This window comes from Vogesella oryzagri, from assembly GCF_040148885.1.
Lineage (GTDB): Bacteria > Pseudomonadota > Gammaproteobacteria > Burkholderiales > Chromobacteriaceae > Vogesella > Vogesella oryzagri.
The window spans coordinates 212,170-233,338 of sequence record NZ_JBEFLD010000003.1; the positions used below are offsets into that span (position 1 = coordinate 212,170).

At 63.1% G+C, this 21,169-nt stretch carries 21 protein-coding genes and 3 tRNA genes; 17 read left to right on the plus strand and 7 right to left on the minus strand.

Annotation, left to right across the window (positions count from 1 at the left end; translation table 11 throughout):
- Positions 1 to 11: 11 nt before the first annotated feature.
- A complete protein-coding gene (locus ABNW52_RS06255) occupies positions 12 to 491 on the minus strand; it encodes a YbaK/EbsC family protein (RefSeq protein ID WP_349585509.1) in 480 nt (159 codons plus the stop codon).
- Between the two features lie 493 nt (positions 492 to 984).
- Here ABNW52_RS06255 and ABNW52_RS06260 point away from each other — a divergent pair, with 493 nt between their 5' ends.
- From ABNW52_RS06260 to ABNW52_RS06305, 10 genes are all read left to right on the plus strand, one after another.
- Positions 985 to 1,260, plus strand: coding sequence for a c-type cytochrome (locus ABNW52_RS06260; protein ID WP_349585511.1), 276 nt, complete (start codon positions 985 to 987; stop codon positions 1,258 to 1,260).
- 11 nt (positions 1,261 to 1,271) lie between these two features.
- On the plus strand, positions 1,272 to 1,799 hold the full coding sequence (locus ABNW52_RS06265; RefSeq protein WP_349585513.1) for a hypothetical protein: 528 nt from the start codon (positions 1,272 to 1,274) through the stop codon (positions 1,797 to 1,799).
- A 13-nt stretch (positions 1,800 to 1,812) separates the two neighbouring features.
- Complete coding sequence (locus tag ABNW52_RS06270; protein WP_349585515.1) at positions 1,813 to 3,363, plus strand: FAD-binding oxidoreductase; 1,551 nt, start codon at positions 1,813 to 1,815, stop codon at positions 3,361 to 3,363.
- 14 nt (positions 3,364 to 3,377) lie between these two features.
- Complete coding sequence (locus ABNW52_RS06275; protein ID WP_349585517.1) at positions 3,378 to 4,847, plus strand: aldehyde dehydrogenase family protein; 1,470 nt, start codon at positions 3,378 to 3,380, stop codon at positions 4,845 to 4,847.
- A 61-nt stretch (positions 4,848 to 4,908) separates the two neighbouring features.
- The gene (locus tag ABNW52_RS06280) at positions 4,909 to 5,217 is read left to right on the plus strand and encodes a high-potential iron-sulfur protein (RefSeq protein ID WP_349585519.1); all 309 of its coding nucleotides are present in this window, start codon (positions 4,909 to 4,911) and stop codon (positions 5,215 to 5,217) included.
- An 89-nt stretch (positions 5,218 to 5,306) separates the two neighbouring features.
- Positions 5,307 to 5,492: a Sec-independent protein translocase subunit TatA gene (tatA, locus tag ABNW52_RS06285; protein ID WP_349585521.1), complete on the plus strand. Its 186-nt coding sequence runs from the start codon at positions 5,307 to 5,309 to the stop codon at positions 5,490 to 5,492.
- Between the two features lie 62 nt (positions 5,493 to 5,554).
- Entirely contained in the window at positions 5,555 to 7,006 is a 1,452-nt protein-coding gene (locus ABNW52_RS06290) for an aldehyde dehydrogenase (RefSeq protein WP_349585523.1), read from the plus strand.
- Positions 7,007 to 7,180: 174 nt separating this feature from the next.
- Positions 7,181 to 8,077 carry a SphA family protein gene (locus ABNW52_RS06295; protein WP_349585525.1) on the plus strand — a complete coding sequence of 299 codons (897 nt, stop codon included), beginning with the start codon at positions 7,181 to 7,183 and terminating at the stop codon, positions 8,075 to 8,077.
- A 60-nt stretch (positions 8,078 to 8,137) separates the two neighbouring features.
- Positions 8,138 to 9,052, plus strand: coding sequence for a helix-turn-helix domain-containing protein (locus tag ABNW52_RS06300; protein WP_349585527.1), 915 nt, complete (start codon positions 8,138 to 8,140; stop codon positions 9,050 to 9,052).
- Positions 9,053 to 9,213: 161 nt separating this feature from the next.
- Positions 9,214 to 10,083, plus strand: coding sequence for a hypothetical protein (locus ABNW52_RS06305; RefSeq protein ID WP_349585528.1), 870 nt, complete (start codon positions 9,214 to 9,216; stop codon positions 10,081 to 10,083).
- 133 nt (positions 10,084 to 10,216) lie between these two features.
- On the opposite strand, the gene ABNW52_RS06310 is transcribed toward ABNW52_RS06305, so the two are convergent.
- Positions 10,217 to 11,341 (minus strand): GGDEF domain-containing protein, encoded by a 1,125-nt coding sequence (locus ABNW52_RS06310; protein WP_349585530.1) that lies wholly within the window; start codon positions 11,339 to 11,341, stop codon positions 10,217 to 10,219.
- A gap of 383 nt (positions 11,342 to 11,724) precedes the next feature.
- Here ABNW52_RS06310 and ABNW52_RS06315 point away from each other — a divergent pair, with 383 nt between their 5' ends.
- Entirely contained in the window at positions 11,725 to 11,928 is a 204-nt protein-coding gene (locus ABNW52_RS06315; protein WP_349585532.1) for a cold-shock protein, read from the plus strand.
- Positions 11,929 to 12,264: 336 nt separating this feature from the next.
- Here the strand turns inward: ABNW52_RS06315 and ABNW52_RS06320 are convergent, their stop codons facing one another.
- Together ABNW52_RS06320 and ABNW52_RS06325 are read right to left on the minus strand one after the other, a co-directional pair.
- On the minus strand, positions 12,265 to 13,464 hold the full coding sequence (locus tag ABNW52_RS06320) for an ammonium transporter (RefSeq protein WP_349585534.1): 1,200 nt from the start codon (positions 13,462 to 13,464) through the stop codon (positions 12,265 to 12,267).
- A gap of 174 nt (positions 13,465 to 13,638) precedes the next feature.
- Complete coding sequence (locus ABNW52_RS06325) at positions 13,639 to 14,136, minus strand: winged helix-turn-helix transcriptional regulator (RefSeq protein WP_349585536.1); 498 nt, start codon at positions 14,134 to 14,136, stop codon at positions 13,639 to 13,641.
- 169 nt (positions 14,137 to 14,305) lie between these two features.
- Between ABNW52_RS06325 and ABNW52_RS06330 the strand changes: the two genes are divergently transcribed.
- The 6 genes from ABNW52_RS06330 to ABNW52_RS06355 all read left to right on the plus strand — a co-directional run bounded on the left by ABNW52_RS06330 (position 14,306) and on the right by ABNW52_RS06355 (position 20,475).
- Positions 14,306 to 15,613 (plus strand): D-amino acid dehydrogenase, encoded by a 1,308-nt coding sequence (locus ABNW52_RS06330; protein WP_349585538.1) that lies wholly within the window; start codon positions 14,306 to 14,308, stop codon positions 15,611 to 15,613.
- Positions 15,614 to 15,752: 139 nt separating this feature from the next.
- Positions 15,753 to 16,820, plus strand: coding sequence for an alanine racemase (gene alr, locus ABNW52_RS06335; protein WP_349585540.1), 1,068 nt, complete (start codon positions 15,753 to 15,755; stop codon positions 16,818 to 16,820).
- 151 nt (positions 16,821 to 16,971) lie between these two features.
- Positions 16,972 to 18,174: a GGDEF domain-containing protein gene (locus ABNW52_RS06340; protein ID WP_349585542.1), complete on the plus strand. Its 1,203-nt coding sequence runs from the start codon at positions 16,972 to 16,974 to the stop codon at positions 18,172 to 18,174.
- A gap of 367 nt (positions 18,175 to 18,541) precedes the next feature.
- Positions 18,542 to 19,213: a GAF domain-containing protein gene (locus ABNW52_RS06345; protein ID WP_349585544.1), complete on the plus strand. Its 672-nt coding sequence runs from the start codon at positions 18,542 to 18,544 to the stop codon at positions 19,211 to 19,213.
- Positions 19,214 to 19,296: 83 nt separating this feature from the next.
- Positions 19,297 to 19,902, plus strand: a complete 606-nt coding sequence (ribA, locus tag ABNW52_RS06350) for a GTP cyclohydrolase II (protein WP_349585546.1) — start codon at positions 19,297 to 19,299, stop codon at positions 19,900 to 19,902.
- Positions 19,903 to 19,938: 36 nt separating this feature from the next.
- Positions 19,939 to 20,475, plus strand: coding sequence for a hypothetical protein (locus ABNW52_RS06355; protein WP_349585548.1), 537 nt, complete (start codon positions 19,939 to 19,941; stop codon positions 20,473 to 20,475).
- A gap of 77 nt (positions 20,476 to 20,552) precedes the next feature.
- Here ABNW52_RS06355 and ABNW52_RS06360 read toward each other — a convergent pair.
- The 3 genes from ABNW52_RS06360 to ABNW52_RS06370 form a co-directional block, all read right to left on the minus strand.
- Positions 20,553 to 20,628 (minus strand) — tRNA-Ala (locus ABNW52_RS06360).
- A gap of 4 nt (positions 20,629 to 20,632) precedes the next feature.
- Positions 20,633 to 20,708 (minus strand) — tRNA-Glu (locus tag ABNW52_RS06365).
- Positions 20,709 to 20,710: 2 nt separating this feature from the next.
- Positions 20,711 to 20,786 (minus strand) — tRNA-Ala (locus ABNW52_RS06370).
- Positions 20,787 to 21,169: the final 383 nt, after the last annotated feature.

Below are 21,169 nucleotides of genomic sequence, written 5' to 3' on the forward strand. Positions count from 1 at the left end.
GGGCCCGTTTTTCATGCGCTGGCGACGGCCACTTCCTGGCACACATCCACCCATTGCCCGGCCACCAGCTGTGCCAGCAGCGCAGGGCTGATGCGCACCGCGGTGTGCACATCGCCGGCTGCCGGCAGCACTTCCTGGTACACCTGCAGCGAGCTGTCCACGTATACCGGCAGCGGCTGTGCCAGCCCGAACGGGCACACGCCGCCGACCGGGTGGCCGGTCAGCTGCTCTACTTCCTCCGCCGGCAGCATGCGGCCCTTGCCGAAGGCGTCCTTGAATTTGCGGTTGTCGATGCGGGCGTCGCCGCGCGCCACTAGCAGCACCACGCGGCCATCGGCCAGGCGGAAGGCCAGGGTCTTGGCGATGCGGCCCGGCTCCACGCCGTGGGCTTCTGCCGCCAGCGCCACGGTGGCGGTGCTGGTGTCCAGTTCGATGATGGGAATGTCCAGTTGGCGTTCTGCAAAAAACGCCCGTACCGATTGCAAGCTCATGCCGGCCTCGTCTGTGGGAATCAGCCGTTGATTATCAACAAGCCGGGCGCGGCTGAAAACCGTGGCGTGCAAGTCTGGTCGCGGCACCGGCTGCGTCATGACATTGCTGATTTGTTTTGCATGATTGCGGTTTTGGTGCGCTGCAGCGGTGAATGTCCTTGCAACTCAAGCAGTTATCGACTTTTGTCATTTTTGTAATCAGACAATTACATTTCCCAAAAAAGTGTCAAACATACCCAAAAAGCGACATTGAGACGGCAGGGCTTCGCGCTTAGAGTCATGGCTCCAGTAGCAGAATGGTCTTGCCGCTTCCTTGCATTGCATCAAGAAAAGGCCATCGAACGGGAATGCAGCGTTGCAGCGAGCCGGGCACGCCAGGGTGGAAACACCGTGGCCTGGCAAGGCCGGATGCAACGCGGACACACAACATCTAGGAGAACAAATGGTGAACAACGGGACCAGGATGGGTGCAGGCCGTCTGCCTGCCGTGGCCATGAGCTTGTTGCTGGCATGGCCGCTGGCCAGCGCCCACGCGCAAGGCGAGGCCGAGGTCAGCAAGGGCCAGCGCTTTTACGAGAAAGTCTGTGCCAAGTGCCACGAAGCGGGCATCGGCCCGGTGCTGCTGGGACGCGGCCTGCCGGAGGCGGTGTTCAAGTTGATTCCGCGTAGCGGCCTGCGCGCGATGCCAGCTTTCCGCGTCAGCGATATCGATGATGATACGCTGCAGAGCCTGGCGACCTACCTCGCCAACTCCAAGCCGAAACCGTAAGGGGAGCGCACATGACTACTGATCGTCGCACCTTGCTCAAGGGCTTGGCCGCTGTCGGCCTGGCCTTCACCGGCGGCTCGCTGGCGCATGCCGCGACGGGTCTGCCGGAGGCGGCAACGTTGGCCGCAGGCGGCCAGATGCCGTTGACCGCCGTCGTATCCGGCAGCGCCGTGGACCGCCAGTTTCTGGCTGGTGTTACCGCCGCGGCCCAGCAGCACGGCATGCAGCAACAGCCGGCGCTGAGCCTCAATGGGCTGGACGGCTCCTTGCTGCAGCACATTCACGCGCTGGCACAGGATGCGCAGCCGGCCATGCTGGTTGGCCTGGTGGATGATGCCACCGCCACCGTGCTGCTGGACCTGGTGCGCAGTGCCGGTGGCCGCGTGCTGTCGCAACAGCACCAGCGCCTGGGCAGCGATGCCGCCGCGCTGCAGTCGGCCGCCGCGTTGGGCCGCGAGCTGGTGAGCCGCCCGGCGGTCGTTGCGGCGGCAACCGCCGGCAATGGCGTGCTGTGTGTTTCCTTTTGCTGCGTGATCTGAACGGAGTTTTCCCATGGCTAGTAAATACCTCGCCCTACCCAAGGGTATCAGCGAAGCCCGTTTCGACGCGGCCATCAAGAAATTCAGCGCCGCGCTGGGCAAGGACAACGTCCTGACCTCAGCCGAGCACCTGCAACCGTATACCAAGGTAATGATGGCGGTGGATGCCGCCAAGCACACCCCGTCGGCGGTGGTGATGGCCACCACGGTGGAACAAGTGCAGGCGGTGGTGAAGATCTGCAACGAGTACAAGATTCCGGTGTGGTCGATCTCCACCGGCCGCAACTTCGGCTACGGCTCCGCCGCGCCGGTGGAGCGCGGCCAGATCGTGCTCGACCTGAAAAAGATGAACAAGATCATCCACATCGACCCGGAGCTATGTACCGCGCTGGTGGAGCCGGGGGTGACCTACCAGATGCTGTACGACTACATCGAGGAGCACAAGCTGCCGCTGATGCTGTCGTTCTCGGCGCCATCGGCCATTGCCGGCCCGGTGGGCAATACCATGGACCGCGGCGTGGGCTACACCCCGTATGGCGAGCACTTCCTGATGCAGTGCGGCATGGAACTAGTGCTGGCCAACGGCGACATCCTGCGTACCGGCATGGGTGGCGTGAAGGGCAGCAACTCCTGGCAGGTGTTCAAGTGGGGCTACGGCCCGACGCTGGATGGCATGTTCACCCAGGCCAACTACGGCATCTGTACCAAGATGGGCTTCTGGCTGATGCCCAAGCCGCCGGTGTTCAAGCCGTTCGAGATCAAGTTCGACAACGAGGCCGACATCAGCGAGATCGTGGAAATGCTGCGCCCGCTGCGCATCGCCAACGTGATCCCCAATGCCGTGGTGATCGCCGGCACGCTGTGGGAGGCCGCCACCTGCAATACCCGTCGCGCCGACTACATCACCACCCCTGGCCATACCCCGGATCACATCATCAAGCAGATCCAGAAAGACAAGGATCTGGGCGCCTGGAACGTGTACGCCGCGCTGTATGGCACCCAGGAGCAGGTGGACGTGAACTGGAAGATCATCACCGATGTGCTGAAGCAGGCCGGCAAGGGCCGCATCGTCACCAAGGAAGAAGCCGGCGACCGCCAGCCGTTCAAGTACCGCTCGCAGCTGATGTCCGGCGTGCCCAATCTGCAGGAGTTCGGCCTGTACAACTGGCGCGGCGGCGGTGGTTCGATGTGGTTTGCCCCGGTGAGCCAGGCGCGCGGCAGCGAGTGTGACAAGCAGGCCAAGATGGCCAAGGCGATTCTCAACAAGCATGGCCTGGACTACGTCGGCGAGTTCATCGTCGGCTGGCGCGACATGCACCACGTCATCGACGTGCTGTACGACCGCACCAGCGAGGAAGAAACCAAGCGTGCCCACGACTGTTTTGCCGAACTGCTGGACGAATTCGAGAAGCATGGTTACGCCGTGTACCGCGTCAACACCGCGTTCCAGGAACGGGTGGCCAACAGCTACGGCCAGGTGAAGCGTGACGTGGAGCGCAAGATCAAGCGCGCACTGGACCCGAACGGCATCCTGGCACCGGGTAAATCCGGCATCCGTATCTGAACAAGGACACTGACATGAGCAAGCAAGCTTACGACGGCTTCGAACTGCAGCCGATCGCCGGCCAGTGGCGGGCGGGTACATCCAGCCAGCGCCTGACCGACAGCAACCCGTATTCCGGCGTCACTCTGCTGCAGCTGCAGCTGGCCAGCCGTGCCGATGTGGATGCGGCCTATGCCGCTGCCGCTGCGGCGCAGCAGGAGTGGGCGGCGCGGCTGCCGGAAGAACGTGCCGCGGTGCTGAACCGCGTGGTGGAGATCATGCTGGCGCGGGGCGAGGAGATCCAGGACTGGATCATGCGCGAATCCGGCAGCTCGCGACTGAAGGCCATCATCGAATGGGATAGCGCGCGCCGCATCACCCAGGAGTCCGCCACCTTCTGCAACCGCGTGGAAGGGCGCATCCTGGCCTCGGCCATCCCGAATCAGGAAAGCCGCGTCTACCGCGCGCCGCTGGGGGTGGTGGGGGTGATCAGCCCGTGGAACTTTCCGTATCACCTGACTGCGCGCTCCATCGCCCCGGCGCTGGCGCTGGGCAATGCGGTGGTGGTGAAGCCGGCCAGCGATACCCCAGTGTGCGGCGGCCTGCTGCTGGCCAAGATATATGAGGAAGCCGGCCTGCCGGCCGGGCTGTTCAGCGTGGTGGCCGGCGCCGGCAGCGAGATCGGCGACTACTTCGTCGCCCACCAGGTGCCGAGCCTGATCTCGTTCACCGGTTCCACCGAGGTGGGGCGCAACGTTGGCCGCATCGCCACCGGCGGGCAGCACATCAAGCGCGTGGCGCTTGAGCTGGGCGGCAACGCGCCGCTGGTGGTGCTGGACGATGCCGATATCGAGCAGGCGGCGCAGGCGGCGGTGGTGGGACGCTTCCTGCATCAGGGCCAGATCTGCATGAGCACCAACCGCGTGATCGTGGATGCCAAGGTACATGATGCGTTCGTGTTTGCGCTGAAGGCGCGCATCGAACAGCTGCCGTATGGCGACCCGGCCGACCCGGCCACCATCGTCGGCCCGCTGATCAATGGCAAGCAGCTGGACAGCGTGCTGAGCAAGATCGAGCAGGCGAAAAAAGACGGCGCCCGTCTGCTGGTGGGCGGCGCGCCGCAGGGCAATGTGCTGCCGCCGCATCTGTTCGTGGATGTCGATCCGCGCTGGGCCATTGCCGTGGACGAGACCTTTGGCCCGGTGTTGCCGGTGGTCAAGGCGCGCGACGAGGCGCATGCGCTAGAGTTGGCCAATGCATCGGAGTATGGCCTGTCCAGTGCGGTTTTTACCCGGGATTACGCGCGCGGTTTGCGTTTTGCCAAAGGTATCCGCGCCGGGATGTGTCACATTAACGATATCACCGTGGACGACCAGACCAACGCCCCGTTTGGCGGCGAGAAGAATTCCGGTCTCGGACGTTTCAACGGTGACTGGGCGATCGAGGAATTCACCCGCGCCCAGTGGGTAACGCTGCAGTTCCAGCCGCGCCCGTATCCGTTCTGAGCATCGTCATTCATCGCATCATGCCGGCGGCTCTGGCTGCCGGCACCTTCAGGAGTCAAATATGCAATCGCGTCGCAGTTTTCTGATTAAAAGCGTAGGTGTGGTTTCCGCTCTGGCCGTCGCCCGTACCGCGTTCGCCGCCGCCGCCAAGATCGAGGAGAAAGACCCGGCCGCCGTGGCACTGGGCTATGCCGCCGATGCCAGCAAGATGGACAAGGCCAAGCATCCGAAATACGCCGCCGGCCAATCCTGTAGCAACTGCCAGTTCTACCAGGGCAAGGCCACTGATGCCTTCGCGCCCTGTCCGATGCTGGGCGGCAAGCAGGTTTCCGGCAAGGGCTGGTGCAACGTGTACGCCAAGAAGGCCTGATCGTTAATGGCTTGACCACGGTTGGCCGCAAGCCGGCCGTGGCGCTGAATCACCCCCGGCGCTGACGCGGCGGGGGCAAGGAGAATGCAATGGGTTCATTCAGCCTGGTGCACTGGCTGATCGTGCTGGTGGTGGTGATGCTGGTGTTCGGCACCAAGAAGCTGCGCAATGTGGGCGAGGATCTGGGCGGCGCGGTGCGCGGCTTCAAGCAGGGCCTGCGCGGCGATGCCGACAGCGATGCGGCCAACTCGCCGGACGGCGCGCCAAAGCCGTAGTTGTGCCGGCAGCGTGGCGCAGCGTACAAGCGGTAGGCACAGAATAATGCGGAGACCGACACATGCTGCAGGCCCGGCTGTTTATCAATAATCAGGATGTGGCGTCGTCCGATGGCGCCACCTTCGAATGTCTCAACCCCATCGACGGCGATGTGGCGACGCTGGCGGCTGCCGCCACGGTGGACAGTGCGCTGGCGGCGGTGAATGCCGCCACGGTGGCGTTTGCCGGCTGGTCGCAACTGCTGCCGCAGCAACGGCGCGAGCTGCTGAACCGCGCGGCAGAGTTGATCATCGCCCGCAGCGCGGAGTTCAGCCGCGCCATGACGGCGGAAACCGGCGCCACCGCGGCATGGGGCAGCTTCAACTGCCAGCTGGCGGCGGGCATCTTCCGCGAGGCGGCAGCGCTGGTAACGCAGATCCAGGGCGAGCTGCCGCCATCCAACCGCCCCGGCGCCATCGAGATGGTGCTGCGCCAACCGGCGGGGGTGGTGCTGGCCTTCGCGCCGTGGAACGCGCCGGTATTGCTGGCAGCACGGGCGGTGGCGATGCCGCTGGCCTGCGGCAACACCGTGGTGCTGAAAGGCTCGGAGCTGTGCCCGTATACCCACCGCCTGATCGGCGAAGTGCTGGCCGAGGCCGGGCTGCCGCCGGGCGTGCTCAACGTGGTGCTGAACGCGCCGGCCGATGCGGCCAACGTGGTCGAGGCGCTGATTCGCCATCCGGCGGTGCGGCGGGTGAATTTCACCGGTTCCACCCGGGTTGGCCGCAGCATTGCCGAGATCGCCGCGCGCTACCTGAAGCGTTGCCTGCTGGAGCTGGGAGGCAAGGCGCCACTGCTGGTGCTGGACGATGCCGATCTGGACGAGGCGGTGAGTGCGGCAGCGTTTGGTGCCTTCTTCAACCAGGGCCAGATCTGCATGTCCACCGAACGCATCATCGTGGATCGCAAGGTGGCCGATGCTTTTGTGCAGCGGCTGGCGGCCAAGGCGCTGAGCCTGAAAGCCGGGCTGCCGGATGAAAAGGGCTGCGCGCTGGGGTCGATGATCAGCGCCGGCGCCGCCGCCCGGGTGCAGGCAATGGTGCAGGACGCAGTCGACAAGGGCGCCGAGCTGGTGGCCGGCGGCCATGCGCGCGGCAGCGTGATGGAGGCGACGGTAGTGGACCACGTCACCGCCGCGATGCGGCTGTATGGCGAGGAATCATTCGGCCCGGTGGTGGCGGTGCTGCGCTTCGACGACGTGGAAGAAGCCATCTCGCTGGCCAACGACTCCGAGTACGGTCTGTCGGCGGCGGTGTTCGGCCGCGACGTGATGCGCGCGTTGGAGGTGGCACGGCGGATCGAGTCCGGCATCTGCCACATCAACGGCCCCACGGTGCAGGATCAGGCGCAGGTGCCGTTTGGCGGCCTGAAGGACAGTGGCTATGGCCGTTTTGGCGGCCGTAGCGCCATAGACGAATTTACCGAGCTGCGCTGGATCAGTATCCAGACCCAGCCACAGCAGTACCCGATCTAGCAGCGGCTTACCCGGCCGTTGCCGGCCCGGCCTCGTGTCACCATCCGGACGCGCGGCATGCGGCCAACATCCGCAGCGGGACGCTGCGCTGCCCGTCCCGCTTGCGTTGTTGTGCAGGCAGCGCTTTTTCACGTCCATTGTTAATGACAAATAAATAAAACGGAGAGTTGTAACATGCACAAATCAGGAAAAACCCTTGCCTGCAGCACCGCAGTCGTACTCGCCACGCTGGCCGGCACTAGCTGGGCGACCGAAGGCGGTGGCGGTATGTACCCCAACGGCAACGAAAACTACCTGACCGGCGCCTTGCCGCCACCCGGCTTCTATGTGCTGGGCTATGCCTCCAGCTACCGCGCCAGCTCACTGCGCGACAATAACGGCGACAAGGTGCCGGTGGATTTCAAGCTGCAGGTCAACGCGGTGGCGCCACGCTTTATCTGGGTCAGCGATCTGCCGCTGGCGGGCGGCACGCTGGCGATGCACGCCATTACGCCGCTGCTGGAGCTGGATGCCACGGTTAACGGCCAGTCGCAGCGCAAGCGCGAGCTGGGCGATATCGTACTGGGCGGCGGTGCTGCCTACCACCTGTCCGAGCAGCTGCACGCCTATGTGGGCGTGGATGTGAATGCGCCGACCGGCCAGTTTGACAAAAATGACCTGGTCAACGTTGGCCGCAACTACTGGAACGTGGAGCCGCTGGTCGCCGTCAGCTACTTGCAGTCCAAGGGCATCAACGCCGACCTGAAGCTGATGTACGACTACAACTGGAAAAACAAGGACACCGACTACCGCAGCGGGCAGGAGCTGCATGCCGACTACGCGCTGGGCTGGGGCTTCGGCAATGGCTGGGTGGCCGGGGTGGGGGGCTATGCCTATCGTCAGGTAACGGATGACCAGGGGCCGAACGTGCCGGCGCACGGCAACCGCGGCCGGGCGCTGGCCATCGGGCCGTCGATCAAGTACGACAACGGCAAGGGCTTTTTCGTCACCGCCAAATGGCAGCACGAAACGCGGGTGGCCAACCGCCCGCAGGGCAACGAGTTCAAGCTGCGTCTGACCGTACCGTTCTAAGCCGCCAGGGCGGCAGTACCGTTATCATGAAGACTGCCGCCCAGCTCGCATCGTGTATCCATGACCCAGGCTTCCATTCTTTACCGGCAACGCATCAACACCAATGCCGCCGCACACCGCATCGACAGCACACTCGATGCGCGGCGCTATACGCTGGCCAATGGCCGTCACGACACCGCGCGGGCGGCCATTCTGCTGCAGGCCGGCAGCGCGGTCATCGGGCTGGGGCGGGAAAGCATCACGTTGGCCGCACCGGCCGTGGCGTGGGTGGATGTGCTGCCGCAAAGCTATCTGCGCGTCAGCCCCGGCAGCGCCGGCTACCTGCTGTCGTTGTCGGACGTGTTGGTGAAGGAGGCGGTGGGGCAGGGCGCCGAATCGGCGCCATTGCGCTATCTGGCCGAACGCCGGGTAGTGCAGAACCAGATCGAAGACGCCGAATCGCTGGACGAACTGGCGCAGTCCTGCCGCAGCGTGGAGCGCGAACTTAAGCGCGGCGGCAAGGCATCGTGGAGCTTTCTGACCGCGCACCTGTCGCTGGTGCTGATTCACTGCTGGCGGCTGTCCGGACTGGAAGACATCAGCCAGCAGGGGCACAGCACCAACTCGGCGCTGCTGATGCGTTTCCGCCACCTGGCGGAACTGCATCTGCGCGAGCACTGGAAGATCGCCGACTACGCCAGTGCGCTGGGCATCTCGCATGACCGGCTGCACGATATCTGCATGCGCAGCCTGCAGCGCACGCCGCTGGACCTGCTGCACGACCGCCTGACGCACGAGGCCTGCCTGCGGCTGGTGCGCCCCGGCCTCAGCATCGAACAGGTGGCGGCCGATCTGGGCTTTCGCAGCACCACCCACTTCAGCCGCTTCTTCCGCCTGCGCACCGGGCTGACTCCCGCCCGCTATCGCACCGCCGCCATAAGCCAGGTGGCCAGCACCGAGACGCTGGCGATGCGCAACTACGCCGACTGGCCGTGACACGACGCCCATCGGCTCGCCTTGGCAAACCGCTACGCGCTATAACGATGAAAACATCGTGCCGCCGCCGACAGGCCCGGCCTTGATCGTGCCAAGGGGGCCCTTCCATCGCCGGCATGTTGCGGCATCGCCCGCCATGCCCTTGAGTAAAGGATGTCACCATGAATCACTCTGGTAACAGGCACTGGCGCCGCGGGCTGCTGGCGCTGCTGCTCGCCGTGCTGGGGGGCCACAGTTGGGCCCAGCATGCGTGGGGTACGTATCACTGGGCGCGCACGGCCAACCCCTTCACCCTGCAGGTGGGGGACAATATGAGCGCGGATTGGAAAACCTATCTGGCACTGAGCACGCAGGACTGGAACAACCCAACCGCCTTTGCCGCCAGCAGCACCCCGTTGACGGTGAAGGTGGTTGGCGGCCGTTCCAGCAAGCGCACCTGCTCCATGGTGACCGGCACCACCCAGGTCTGCAATGGCAAGTACGGCTTCAATGGCTGGCTGGGGCTGGCGTCCATCAACATCAGCGGTGGCAGCCATATCACTCAAGGTAGCGCCAAGATGAACGACTCCTACTTCAATCTGGCGACCTACAACAATCCCTTTGAGAAACGGCACGTGGTGTGCCAAGAGGTGGCGCATACCTTTGGCCTGGATCACCAGTCGGAAGACGGCAGTTCCCTCAACACCTGCATGGATTACTTCTCCAATACCGGTGGCAATGCCGGCAACCCGGCCAGTACCACGCCCAATGCGCATGATTTCGAGGAGCTGACGCTGATTTATGCGCACCTGGATAGCACCACGACGCTTGCTGCTGGCAGCAGCAGTGCCAGCGCGGCGGACATCGATATCAGTGATGATCCGCGTAGCTGGGGCGTGCTGGTGCGGCAGTCCGCCAACGGCAGAAGCTCGGTGTACGAGCGCGAAAACCGCAATGGCAGCAAAACGGTCACCCATGTCTACTGGACGCCGGAAGCCGCCCTGCGCTGCCGCGCCTGTGACCATCGCTTCGAGGTTCACTCGCAGCCTTGAGCATGAGATGACAACGCCCGCAGTGATGTTCCGCTGCGGGCGTTGCTGTTGCGTGTCCGGGGTGTTTCCCACGCCAACTTGCCGCAGGTGCCGCTGCCTTTACCTGCCGAGGCATGATGCGGCGAGCCTTGAGCTAAGCGGGACCTTGCGCGCTGCCCAACTGGCTGGGCTGCGCCAGTTCAATGCGGTTGCGACCGTTTCTTTTAGCCAGGTACATGGCGGCATCGGCGCGGTGGAGTGTCAGTTCCGGCGTTTCGCTGCTCAGCCGGCAGGCCACACCCACACTGACCGTTAAACCAATTCTGGTTTCGCCATATGCTAAAGGCACGGCTTCCACCGCGCGGCGCACGCGGTCAGCCACGGCTTCTGCTTCATGCTGCTGGGCATTGGGCAGGAAAATGGCAAACTCTTCACCACCAAGGCGGCCAACTACATCGCCATCACGCATGCAGCCTTGAGCTATGGACACGAAATGCAGCAGGGCTTCATCGCCAGCACGGTGCCCCCAGGTGTCGTTGATTTTCTTGAAGTGATCCAGATCGATAAGCAGGATGGAGAGGGGGAAGTGCATCCGGTCGGCGTAGCGTGCCGCTTTGTCCAGCAAGGCCAGAAAGGCGCGGCGGTTGAACACGCTGGTGAGCGGATCGCGGTCAGCAATATTGCGTAGCGCCAGGGTGACCTGTTCGTTAGCCAGCATCACGATGCAGAATGCCATCAACACCACGGCGACGATGGACTCCACCACCACGATATGCGAAACCGCAATGGCCCGCTGGGTGTCGAGCAGCCCCTGCTTGTCCAGGCTGAACAACCAGGGACGCAGTAACAGGAACAAGCCGTGTCCACCGCTGGCGAGGGCATACAGGTAACGGGCCGGGTAGTCCCAAATATTGCCTCTGGCAATGCTGCGTGCGCACAGCAGAAACAGCACGCCCAGCACCAGGCTTATCAGGGTGTAGCGCATGGCTTCGTTTGGCTGCAGCAGGGTGAAGTAGGCGGCCGAGGCCAGCACGGCGGCCAGCCCCGTCACACCATAGCGCCATGGCAGGGGGGCGGCGCCGACATAGGCGCGTGTGCCCTGCAGATTCAGATACGCCATCATGAATGCGGAAAACTGGGCTAGCAGCACCAGAAGCAGCTCGGGTGCTACTGCGCGTAGCAACAAGTTCAGGCTGATCAGCAGCGCAAAGCCGTAGGAAAGCGTCCACGCCCCCAGGCCGGCAATACGCGGATTGAAGCGCCAGGCAGCCAGCAGCATGAGTGTCATGACAAGCAGCAGAATGGCGGCAATGGCGACAAGTGTGGGGCTGTGCACTTTGGGAAAAACCAGGGCGATGGTGGCGCAATAATATTAGCCAAGCAGCATAGCACTGGCCGTGCCTGCCAGCCCATGTTATTGCTAACTATCTGGTATGTAATGTAACTGCACGGCCATTTATGCCATATAAAAAACTAAGAAAAATCAGTATTTTATTGACTTCCTGCTAATTGACCCGTATAACCGACATAGCAGGATGTTCAAGCGCCATATCTATCGATACCTCGTTGCCCACCAAGCTGGTCTTCATTGTTTCCTTATCTATTCCTTGATTATCGTGCTTTATTTGGCATTTTTGCCTTTACCGACACAAGGAGTACACCATGGAAACCGGTACCGTTAAATTCTTCAATGATGCAAAAGGTTTTGGCTTTATCACCCCCGACAACGGTGGCGATGACCTGTTTGCCCATTTCTCTGAAATCAAGGCCGATGGCTTCAAGTCGCTGCACGAAGGCCAGAAGGTAAGCTTCACCCGTGGCATGGGCCAAAAAGGCCCGGCTGCATCTGGCATTCAGCCGCTGTAAGCCTGACCCAGGTTCGCCCTGTAAAGCCCCGCTATGCGGGGCTTTAATCATATTGGCCATCGATTTTCCTTGATCTTCCATCGGGAGTAGCCCGACAACGCTTGGCCAGCTAGCGGCACAGTTGCTGTCGCGAGACTGCTGTGGCGTTCGGGAAAATAGTGGGAATCGGAAAAGCAGCCAGCGGTTGTCTGGACTGATTTCTTCTGAATTCTCACCCGTATTGGATGCGCAAAGAAAAGAGGCTCCTGAGGAGCCTCTTTTGCATCATGCCCAGTTGTCAGAAGTTGCTTTAATTCGGCAGGCCTGATTTTGTCCGCATCGATTTTGTTAGTTCAGCTACCAGTTGGCTTCGCGTTCCGGTGTGGCGGTGATCTGGTGGATCGACAGGTCGGCGCCGTTGAATTCCTCTTCGTCGCTCAGGCGGATGCCCACGGTTTTCTTCAGCAGGCCGTACACCAGATAGCCACCGCCAAAACCGACGGCGATACCGGCCAGGGTGCCCAGCAGCTGCGACCCCAGGCTCACACCACCGGCGCCGCCCAGCCAGTGCTGGCCAAAGATGCCGGCCGCTACGCCGCCCCAGGCGCCGCACAGACCGTGTAGCGGCCATACCCCCAGCACGTCGTCGATCTTCCAGCGGTTCTGCGTCAGGGTGAACAGCCACACGAACATGGCGCCGGCAATGCCACCGACGACCAGCGCGCCCGCCGGGTGCATGATGTCGGAGCCGGCGCACACCGCCACCAGCCCGGCCAGCGGGCCGTTGTGGATGAAGCCCGGGTCGTTCTTGCCCAGCCACATCGCGGTCAGCGTTCCGCCCACCATCGCCATCAGCGAGTTGATAGCTACCAGGCCAGAAATACCGGCCACCTTCTGCGCGCTCATCACGTTAAAGCCGAACCAGCCGACGATCAGGATCCAGGCGCCCAGCGCCAGGAAGGGGATGGACGACGGCGGGTGCGCGGCAATGCGGCCTTCCTTGCTGTAGCGGCCGCGGCGGGCACCCAGGTGCAGCACGGCGGCCAGGCCGATCCAGCCGCCGACCGCGTGCACCACCACCGAGCCGGCGAAATCGTGGAACGGCGCACCAAGGTTGGCCGCAAGCCAATCCTGCACGCCAAAGTGGCCATTCCAGGCAATGCCTTCGAAGAACGGGTACACCAGGCCCACCAGCAGGAAGGTGGCGGCCGATTGCGGGTGGAACTTGGCACGCTCGGCAATGCCGCCGGAGACGATGGCGGGGATGGCGGCGGCAAAGGTCAGCAGGAAGAAGAATTTCACCAGCTCATAACCGCTGTGTTGGCTGATGTGCTGCACATCGCCAAAAAAATTCACGCCGTAGGCCACGCTATAGCCGACAAAGAAGTAGGCGATGGCGGATACCGCGAAGTCGGTGAGGATTTTTACCAGCGCGTTGACCTGATTCTTCTTGCGCACCGTGCCCAGCTCCAGAAAGGCGAAGCCAGCGTGCATGGCCAGGATCATTACCGCGCCGAGCAGCAGAAAGAGAACGTCATTGGGAGAAATGGCGGTCATGAAGGCGTCCCGTTGTTATGCGTGATATTGGGGCATTCATGAGCAATAACGGTGCCAGTTCGCCATTTGGGCACCAAGGCGGGTTTTATGTCAGCCGTGGCGCGATTTTGGTGCCTGCAATGGTGTAAAGCGGTGCGCGCTCAATGGCTTGCGCCGCTTTGGTGCGTACGGTGGTCAGTTGCCCAGCGGCAGGATGGCGGTTTCCTTCACTTCCTCCATCACCACGTAGCTGCGCGACTCGTTGGCCTGCGGCAGCTTGAGCAGGATGTCGCCCAATACCTTGCGGTACATCGACATGTCCGGCAGTCGCACCTTGAGCAGGTAGTCGTATTCACCGGACACCAGGTGGCATTCCAGCACGTCCGGCAGCTTCTGCACCTCGCGGCGGAAGGCGTCGAAGATGTCGCCGGATTTGGCGGACAGCTTGATCTCCACGAATACCAGCAGGCTGGCGCCCAGCGCCTGCGGATTCAGTCGCGCGTGATAGCCCTCGATGACGCCGTCACGCTCCAGTCGGCGCACCCGCTCGGTGCACGGGGTGGTGGACAGGCCCACGGTTTCGGCCAGCTCGGTCATGGAGATACGGGCGTTGGCCTGCAGGTGGTGCAGGATTTTCAGGTCGATGCGGTCAAGTTGGCGCTGCGGCGCACCATTTTTGTATGGCGATTTCACTGTAAATTACCGTTTTTAAAAGAAAATACGCTGCTTATGTGTTTAAACTAAGTTAAAAAAACTGTGTTTCTCTCAATATACTACGGAAATTCACTGGACGGTGTCCAGGTGGTTACATGTACAGCAATCAGACGGGGTTACGCCGTCACGCAGGGGTCTGGAGAAGCGCATGAAAGTCATCGTATTGGGTGGTGGTGTGGTGGGTATTTCCACTGCTTGGTATCTGGCCAAGGCCGGGGTGGATGTAACCGTGATCGAACGTCAGCCGGGTCCGGCGCTGGAAACCAGCTTCGGCAACGCCGGCCAGATTTCTCCGGGCTACGCTGCGCCATGGGCGGCACCGGGCATCCCGATGAAAGCACTGAAGTGGCTGTTCCAGAAACATGCGCCGCTGGCGATCCGCGTCGATGGCAGCACCTACCAGTGGGAGTGGATGGCGCGCATGTTCGCCAACTGCAACTACCAGGATTACAACGTCAACAAAGGCCGCATGATGCGTCTGGCCGAGTACAGCCGCGACAAGATCCGCGAGCTGACTGCCGAGACCGGCCTCGACTTCGAAGGTCGTAAGGGCGGCACCTTGCAGCTGTTCCGCAGCCAGCAGCAAGTAGATGCCATGGGCAAAGACATCGAGGTGCTGAAAGAGTGCGGCGTGGAATACCAGGTGCTGGACGCCGACGGCTGCGCCCGAATCGAGCCGGCGCTGGCCAAAACCAAGCACAAGCTGAAGGGCGGCCTGCGCCTGCCGAACGACGATACCGGCGACTGCCAGTTGTTCACTACTCACCTGGCGGAGATGTGTGCGGCGCTGGGCGTGCAGTTCCTGTGGGGCAAGAGCATCGACGGCATCGAGACCTATGGCAACAAGGTAACCGGCGTGCGTGTGGCAGGCGAGCTGCTGACCGCCGACCACTACGTAGTGGCAACCGGTAGCTACTCGCGCGACATGGTGAAAACCCTGGGTATCGACATCCCGGTGTACCCGGTGAAGGGCTACTCGCTGACCGTGCCAATCACCAATGCCAACGGCGCACCGGTGTCCACCGTGCTAGACGAAACCTACAAGATCGCCATTACCCGTTTTGACAACCGCATCCGTGTTGGCGGTATGGCCGAACTGGCCGGTTTCGATCTTAGCCTGAACCCGAAGCGCCGCGCGACGCTGGAAATGGTGGTCACCGACCTGTACCCGGACGGCGGCGATGTGTCGCGTGCCGAGTTCTGGACCGGCCTGCGCCCGATGACCCCGGACGGCACCCCTATCATCGGTGGCACCCGCTTTGCCAACCTGTCGCTGAACACCGGCCACGGCACGCTGGGCTGGACCATGTGCGCTGGCTCCGGCAAAGTACTGGCCGACCAGATTGTCGGCGCCCAGCCGGAAATCAGCATCGATGGCCTGTCCATGCAGCGTTATGCCAAGGGTGGTCAGACGCTGGTGGTACCGATGTACCGGCCGGCCACTGCCAACGCCTGATCATTCGCCCGAATTCCTGCCCCGCAATGCGGTCATAGCCACGCAGCGCCCGCCGGTTTCCGGCTGGCGCCAGCATGATCCGTACTGCGCGGCAGGATTTTTTATGCCTGTCGCGACCTAATTCTCCGAGAACGAAACGATGCGTCCCCTGATTGCCCACGTCCGCCTGGATCACTTCCGTCACAACTATCTGCTGGCGCGCCAGCGCCACGGCGGCCGCGCGCTGGCCGTGGTGAAGGCCAATGCCTATGGCCACGGCGCGGTGCGTTGCGCCCAGGCGGTGGCCGATATCGCCGACGGCTACGCGGTTGCCTGCCTGGAAGAGGCGCTGCAGCTGCGCACCGGCGGCATCACCGGCCCGATCCTGCTGCTGGAAGGCGTGTTCGAAGCGGCCGAGCTGGCCGAGGTGCAGGCACATGAGCTGTGGCTGGTGGTGCAAAGCCGCGAGCAGCTGGAGATGCTGCTGGCGGCACCGGCCGACAAACCGTACCGTGTGTGGCTGAAGATGGACTCCGGCATGCATCGCGCAGGTTTCTTCCCGGCCGACTACGCCGCCGCTCACCAGCGCCTGCTGGCCAGCGGCAAGGTCGATGCCATCGTCAAAATGACCCATTTCGCCCGCGCCGACGAACCGGGCTGCGACGCCACTGCGGCACAGATTGCGGCGTTTGATGCCGCTACCGTCGGTCTGCCGGGTGACATCAGCGTGGCCAACTCTGCCGGCATCATGATCCACGAGCAGGCGCACCGCGACTGGGGTCGCCCGGGCATCATGCTGTACGGCTCGTCGCCACTGCCGGACGGCCATCCGGCGGCTGCTGGCCTCAAGCCGGTGATGCGGCTGTCGACCCGCGTCTTTGGCGTGCGCGAGCTGGGCGTGGGCGAGCCGGTGGGCTATGGCGCCAGCTTCGTTACCACGCGGCCAACCCGTGTCGGCCTGATGGCTTGCGGCTACGCCGACGGCTATCCGCGGCTGGCTTCCAGTGGCAGCCCGGTGCTGATCGATGGTGCCAACAGCCAGGTCATCGGTCGGGTGTCGATGGACATGATGACGGTGGATCTGACCGATCTGCCGCAGGCCGGTATCGGCAGCGAGGTGGAACTGTGGGGCGATACTATTAGTGTCAACGCGGTGGCGGCCAAGGCCGGCACCATCAGTTACGAACTGCTGTGCAATGTGAAGCGCGCGCACTTCAGCTATAGCTAGGGGTTTCAAGCCAGCTTGTTGCCTGCCAGCCGGCGTCACCTGTGGTGTCGCCGGTTTTGTTTTGTGCGCAATGGTGGTCTGTTGATATTTGGCAAATCCAGCTGGGGTCCGGATCCTGATAATGATCGGCTCGTCCTAGGAGGGATGGCAAATGAGCGGGTTATCCAGGCAGTTATGGCTCAAGCTGGTGGGGTTGTTGCCGGGTGAGGTAAATCACAGCGAAGCGCGCTGGCTGCTGTCGCCGCATGGTCACATGCCGCTGATGAATGGCCGCCGCGCCCGCATCATTGTCAATCGTGTGCGGCTGGTAGCCTGCCTGTTTGCCATCCTGACGCCGCTGTGGATCGTGGTGGATCTGCTGGTGCTGCCGCTGGCGCTTAGCTGGCAGCTGGCGGTGGCGCGCATCGTCGCTTCGCTGGCTTTCTTCGGCCTGCACCGTCACTACCGCGCCTACAGCTCCTTGCTGCAGGCATGGGGCGGCATGGTGTGCCTGTTTGCCATTCCTTCCGTGTTCTATGTGGTGTCGCACCTGCTGCTGCTGAACCACCATCTGGAGGGTATCTCGGCGGCCATTGGCACCGGTTATGCCTTCCTGCCCTTCGTGCTGCTGGCCGGGCTGGCCATCTTTCCGCTGACGTTGACCGAAAGTCTCGGCTTTGCCCTGCCGGCGCTAGCGGCGCACATGCTGGGCGGCATGCTGGAATGGACCACGGTGGACTGGCCGTCGTTCTGGGGTAGCTTCTGGTTGCAGGTGCTGATTGCCGGTGTGGCAGCGCTGGCCTGTATCAGTCAGCTGGCGTTCATGATTGCGCTGGTGCAGCAGGCGGTGCGCGATCCGCTGACCGGCGCCTTCTCGCGCCGCAGCGGCGAGGAAGTGCTGGAGCTGCAGGCGACTCTGGCCATGCGCTGCCAGAGTCCGCTGTGCGTGGCATTCATCGATATCGATCATTTCAAGACCATCAACGACCACTATGGCCACCATGCCGGCGACCTGGCGCTGCAGGTGCTGGCCGAACGGGTGGTGGACCAGCTGCGCAAGGGCGATGTGCTGGTGCGCTGGGGTGGCGAGGAGTTTCTGCTGCTGCTGCCCAATACTACGGCCAGCCAGGCGGTGCATGCACTGGGCCGGCTGCGTCAGGCGGGGCTCGGACTGCGTCCGGACGGCCAGCCGCTGACCGCCAGCATCGGGGTGGCCGAATGGCAGGAAGACAGCGTCAACGACTGGCGCCAGCTGCTGGAACTGGCTGATAGCCGCATGTATCAAGCCAAGCAGAGTGGCCGCAATCGGCTGGTTGGCCGCGATTTGGAACAGCACGGCTGGCTGCTGTCGCCGGCGGTATCTGCTGCCGCGTGAGGTCTCTGGCAGGCATGCCCCGCGGTCCCGGCCGTGCGGCATGCCTGTCTTGTTGTTATGGTCGTGCCTATATTTCCTCTCGCTTGGCGTCGCGTGTCATCGCGCCAGCCGCCACGCGCCGCAGCCTGCTGTAGTCCTTGTCCCTTGCCATTACCTTTTACACGTTGGCCGCAACCCGGTGGGCCTGTCCGGCAGTGCTCCAGGCTTGCCCGGGCTGGCGATGGCCGGGGCGGCGGCGTTTTTTCCGCCGGCCGACGGGTATATGGCTGGAGTCCATGGGCGAAAAGGGGCGATAATACCCGACTAAATTACTTTGTCTGGGTGGCCAACCATGCCGCATGCCGCATCCTATCTTCAGCACGCTGGCTTGAAGCTGTCATTAGCTGCCTTGCAGCAAGGCATTGCCGCGCTGCAGCAGGCACTGGCGCAGCCGGCCGCACTGCGCAGCGAGGATGAACTTTACAGCTACCGGGTGCCCAAACTGGGAGAGGGTGGCAGCTGCTCGCTGGTGGACGAGCTGGAGGCGGAGCCGTACGACGTGTCGCCGTGGCTGGGTGGTCGCAGTGCCGCGGCGGTGGCTAGGCTGCGCGAGCTGGACGCCCTGGTACAGGCCGCGTTACGGCTGCTGCCGGCGGACTGGCTGGGGGTGTACTGCCGCTTCGAGCGGGACGGTCTGCCGCGGCTGGTGAAACTGGCCTATCGTGGCTTGCCCAGTCGTGCCGAGTTTCCACTGAGCGAGGATTTCGCGCTGTTCAGCAACAACAGCCGTGTCGGCCTGAGCGGCAAGGGTGCGGTAATTGCCGACGTGCAGGCCTGGCAGCAGGCCGGCGGCGCCTACTACGAGTGCGATCCCAAGGTGCAGAGCGAAGTCTGCCTGCCGGTGCTGGCGGCCGATGGTACGGTACTGGGCATTCTGGATGCCGAAGATGCCAGGGCCGGATTTTTTGATGAACAGCGGCAGGCCATGTTGGCGGCCCTGGCGCTGGCCTTGGCGCAACCCTTTGCCGCGCTTGCGGCCAACCCTGTTGAAAATTTTTGATATAGCCTGCAAAACTTTGCGCTTTGTGGGGTGGGCGGCGGCCGCTACCATGCCGCTGCTGCCATGGATAACCGGAGTACATTTTGAGCCAAACCGATAAGGCGCCACGCGTTGCGCTGGTGGCCAGCTGCCGACTGCCGACACCGTTCGGCGTGTTCGACATGCACGGATTCGAAGAAGAGGGCGGGCGCGAACATGTGGCGCTGACCCTGGGTGAGCTGCAGGGCGAGGCGCCGCTGGCGCGCGTGCATTCCGAATGCCTCACCGGCGATGCACTGTTTTCGCTGCGCTGCGATTGCGGTTTTCAGCTGGAAGCCGCGCTGGAAGCCATCGCCCGCGAAGGGCGGGGCGTGCTGCTGTACCTGCGCCAGGAAGGTCGCGGCATCGGCCTGCTGAACAAGATTCGCGCCTATAAGCTGCAGGATGGCGGCGCCGATACCGTGGAGGCCAACGAGCAGCTGGGCTTCCCGGCCGACATGCGCGACTTCCGCATCGCCCGTGAAATGCTGTCGCTGCTGGACGTGCCGGCGGTGCGCATCATGACCAACAACCCGCGCAAGGTGGCCACCTTGCAGCAGGCCGGCATCAATGTGGTGGAGCGTGTGCCGCTACAGGTTGGCCGCAACGAGTACAACGACCACTACCTGAATACCAAGCAGGCCAAGCTGGGGCATTTGTTCGGCTTTTGAGCCGGCGGCCCTGGCGGGCGCGGCAGGAGGCGAGTGATGATTCGTATCGATCCGGTGCATGCCTCCGGCGCGGTCAGCGAGCAGTTGCCACACCCGCCGCTGCCCAGGCCGCTGTCGCAATCGCCGGCGGAGGCGGGTAGTGATTTTCACGCCAGCCTGCTGGCGCAGCATGCCTTGCTGCTGGACCCGGATGGCGAGCCGGCGCGCGATGCCACCCCGGAACAGTTGCAGGCGCAGCTGGAACGTTTGCTGCTGCTGCTGCAAGAACGGATCGACGATCTGAAGGAGCGGGCGCTGCTGGCGGGTGGTCGCCCGGCGCATGGCCTGTTTTCCGAGCTGGAGCAGGTGGCCGCCGTGCTGGCGCGGCTGGTGCAACTGTGGCCATGGCTGTTGCCGGTGCTGCCGCAGCAGCTGGCGGCAGCGCGGGCACGCTTGCAGCCGCTGTTTGTTATCTGTCACTTCTTGCTACGTGCGCTGCAGCACAGTGCCGAAGCCGCTGCCTGGCAGCAACTGGCGGACAGTCTGGCGACCAGCGAGCAACGGTTGTTGGCCGCAGCGGCGGGCGATCGATAATAGCTGGTTGGCGGCCGCGATGTGCTGCGGCGATGAAAATGAAAAAACCGACCACGAAGGTCGGTTTTTTCTTTATCTGGTGGAGGTAAACGGGATCGAACCGATGACCTCTTGCATGCCATGCAAGCGCTCTCCCAGCTGAGCTATACCCCCAGATTGGCGTCCCCACGGGGAGTCGAACCCCGGTTATCGCCGTGAAAGGGCGGTGTCCTAGGCCTCTAGACGATGGGGACTGTGGTGGAGGTAAACGGGATCGAACCGATGACCTCTTGCATGCCATGCAAGCGCTCTCCCAGCTGAGCTATACCCCCACAGGTTCTTCGTTTTGCATCGCTGCATCGCGAAGAGGTGCGCACTTTAACGTACGTGATAATTGGCGTCAAGCGCTTTTTCGCGCTCTTTTTACGATTATTCGTACTTTGTCAAAACGCATATAGCAAGCATTTGATTTTAAAGGTAACTGTTTGCGCTGGTTGTAATTGCCGCGCCCGTGCCATTGTGCAGGGTGGGGCGGTACGCGGCCGGAAGCGCCGCCAAAAATACGGCGGGTTGGTAAGTCCGCGGGAGAGGTGATTTGTGCCGGGCCCGGCAGGGGCGGCTTGTGCCTGCCGCAGGGTCTGGCTGGCCCGCGCGGCAGTCCTGCAACGCGGACAGCACTGCCGATGGCGGGCATTGCGGTCCGGTGCGGCTACTG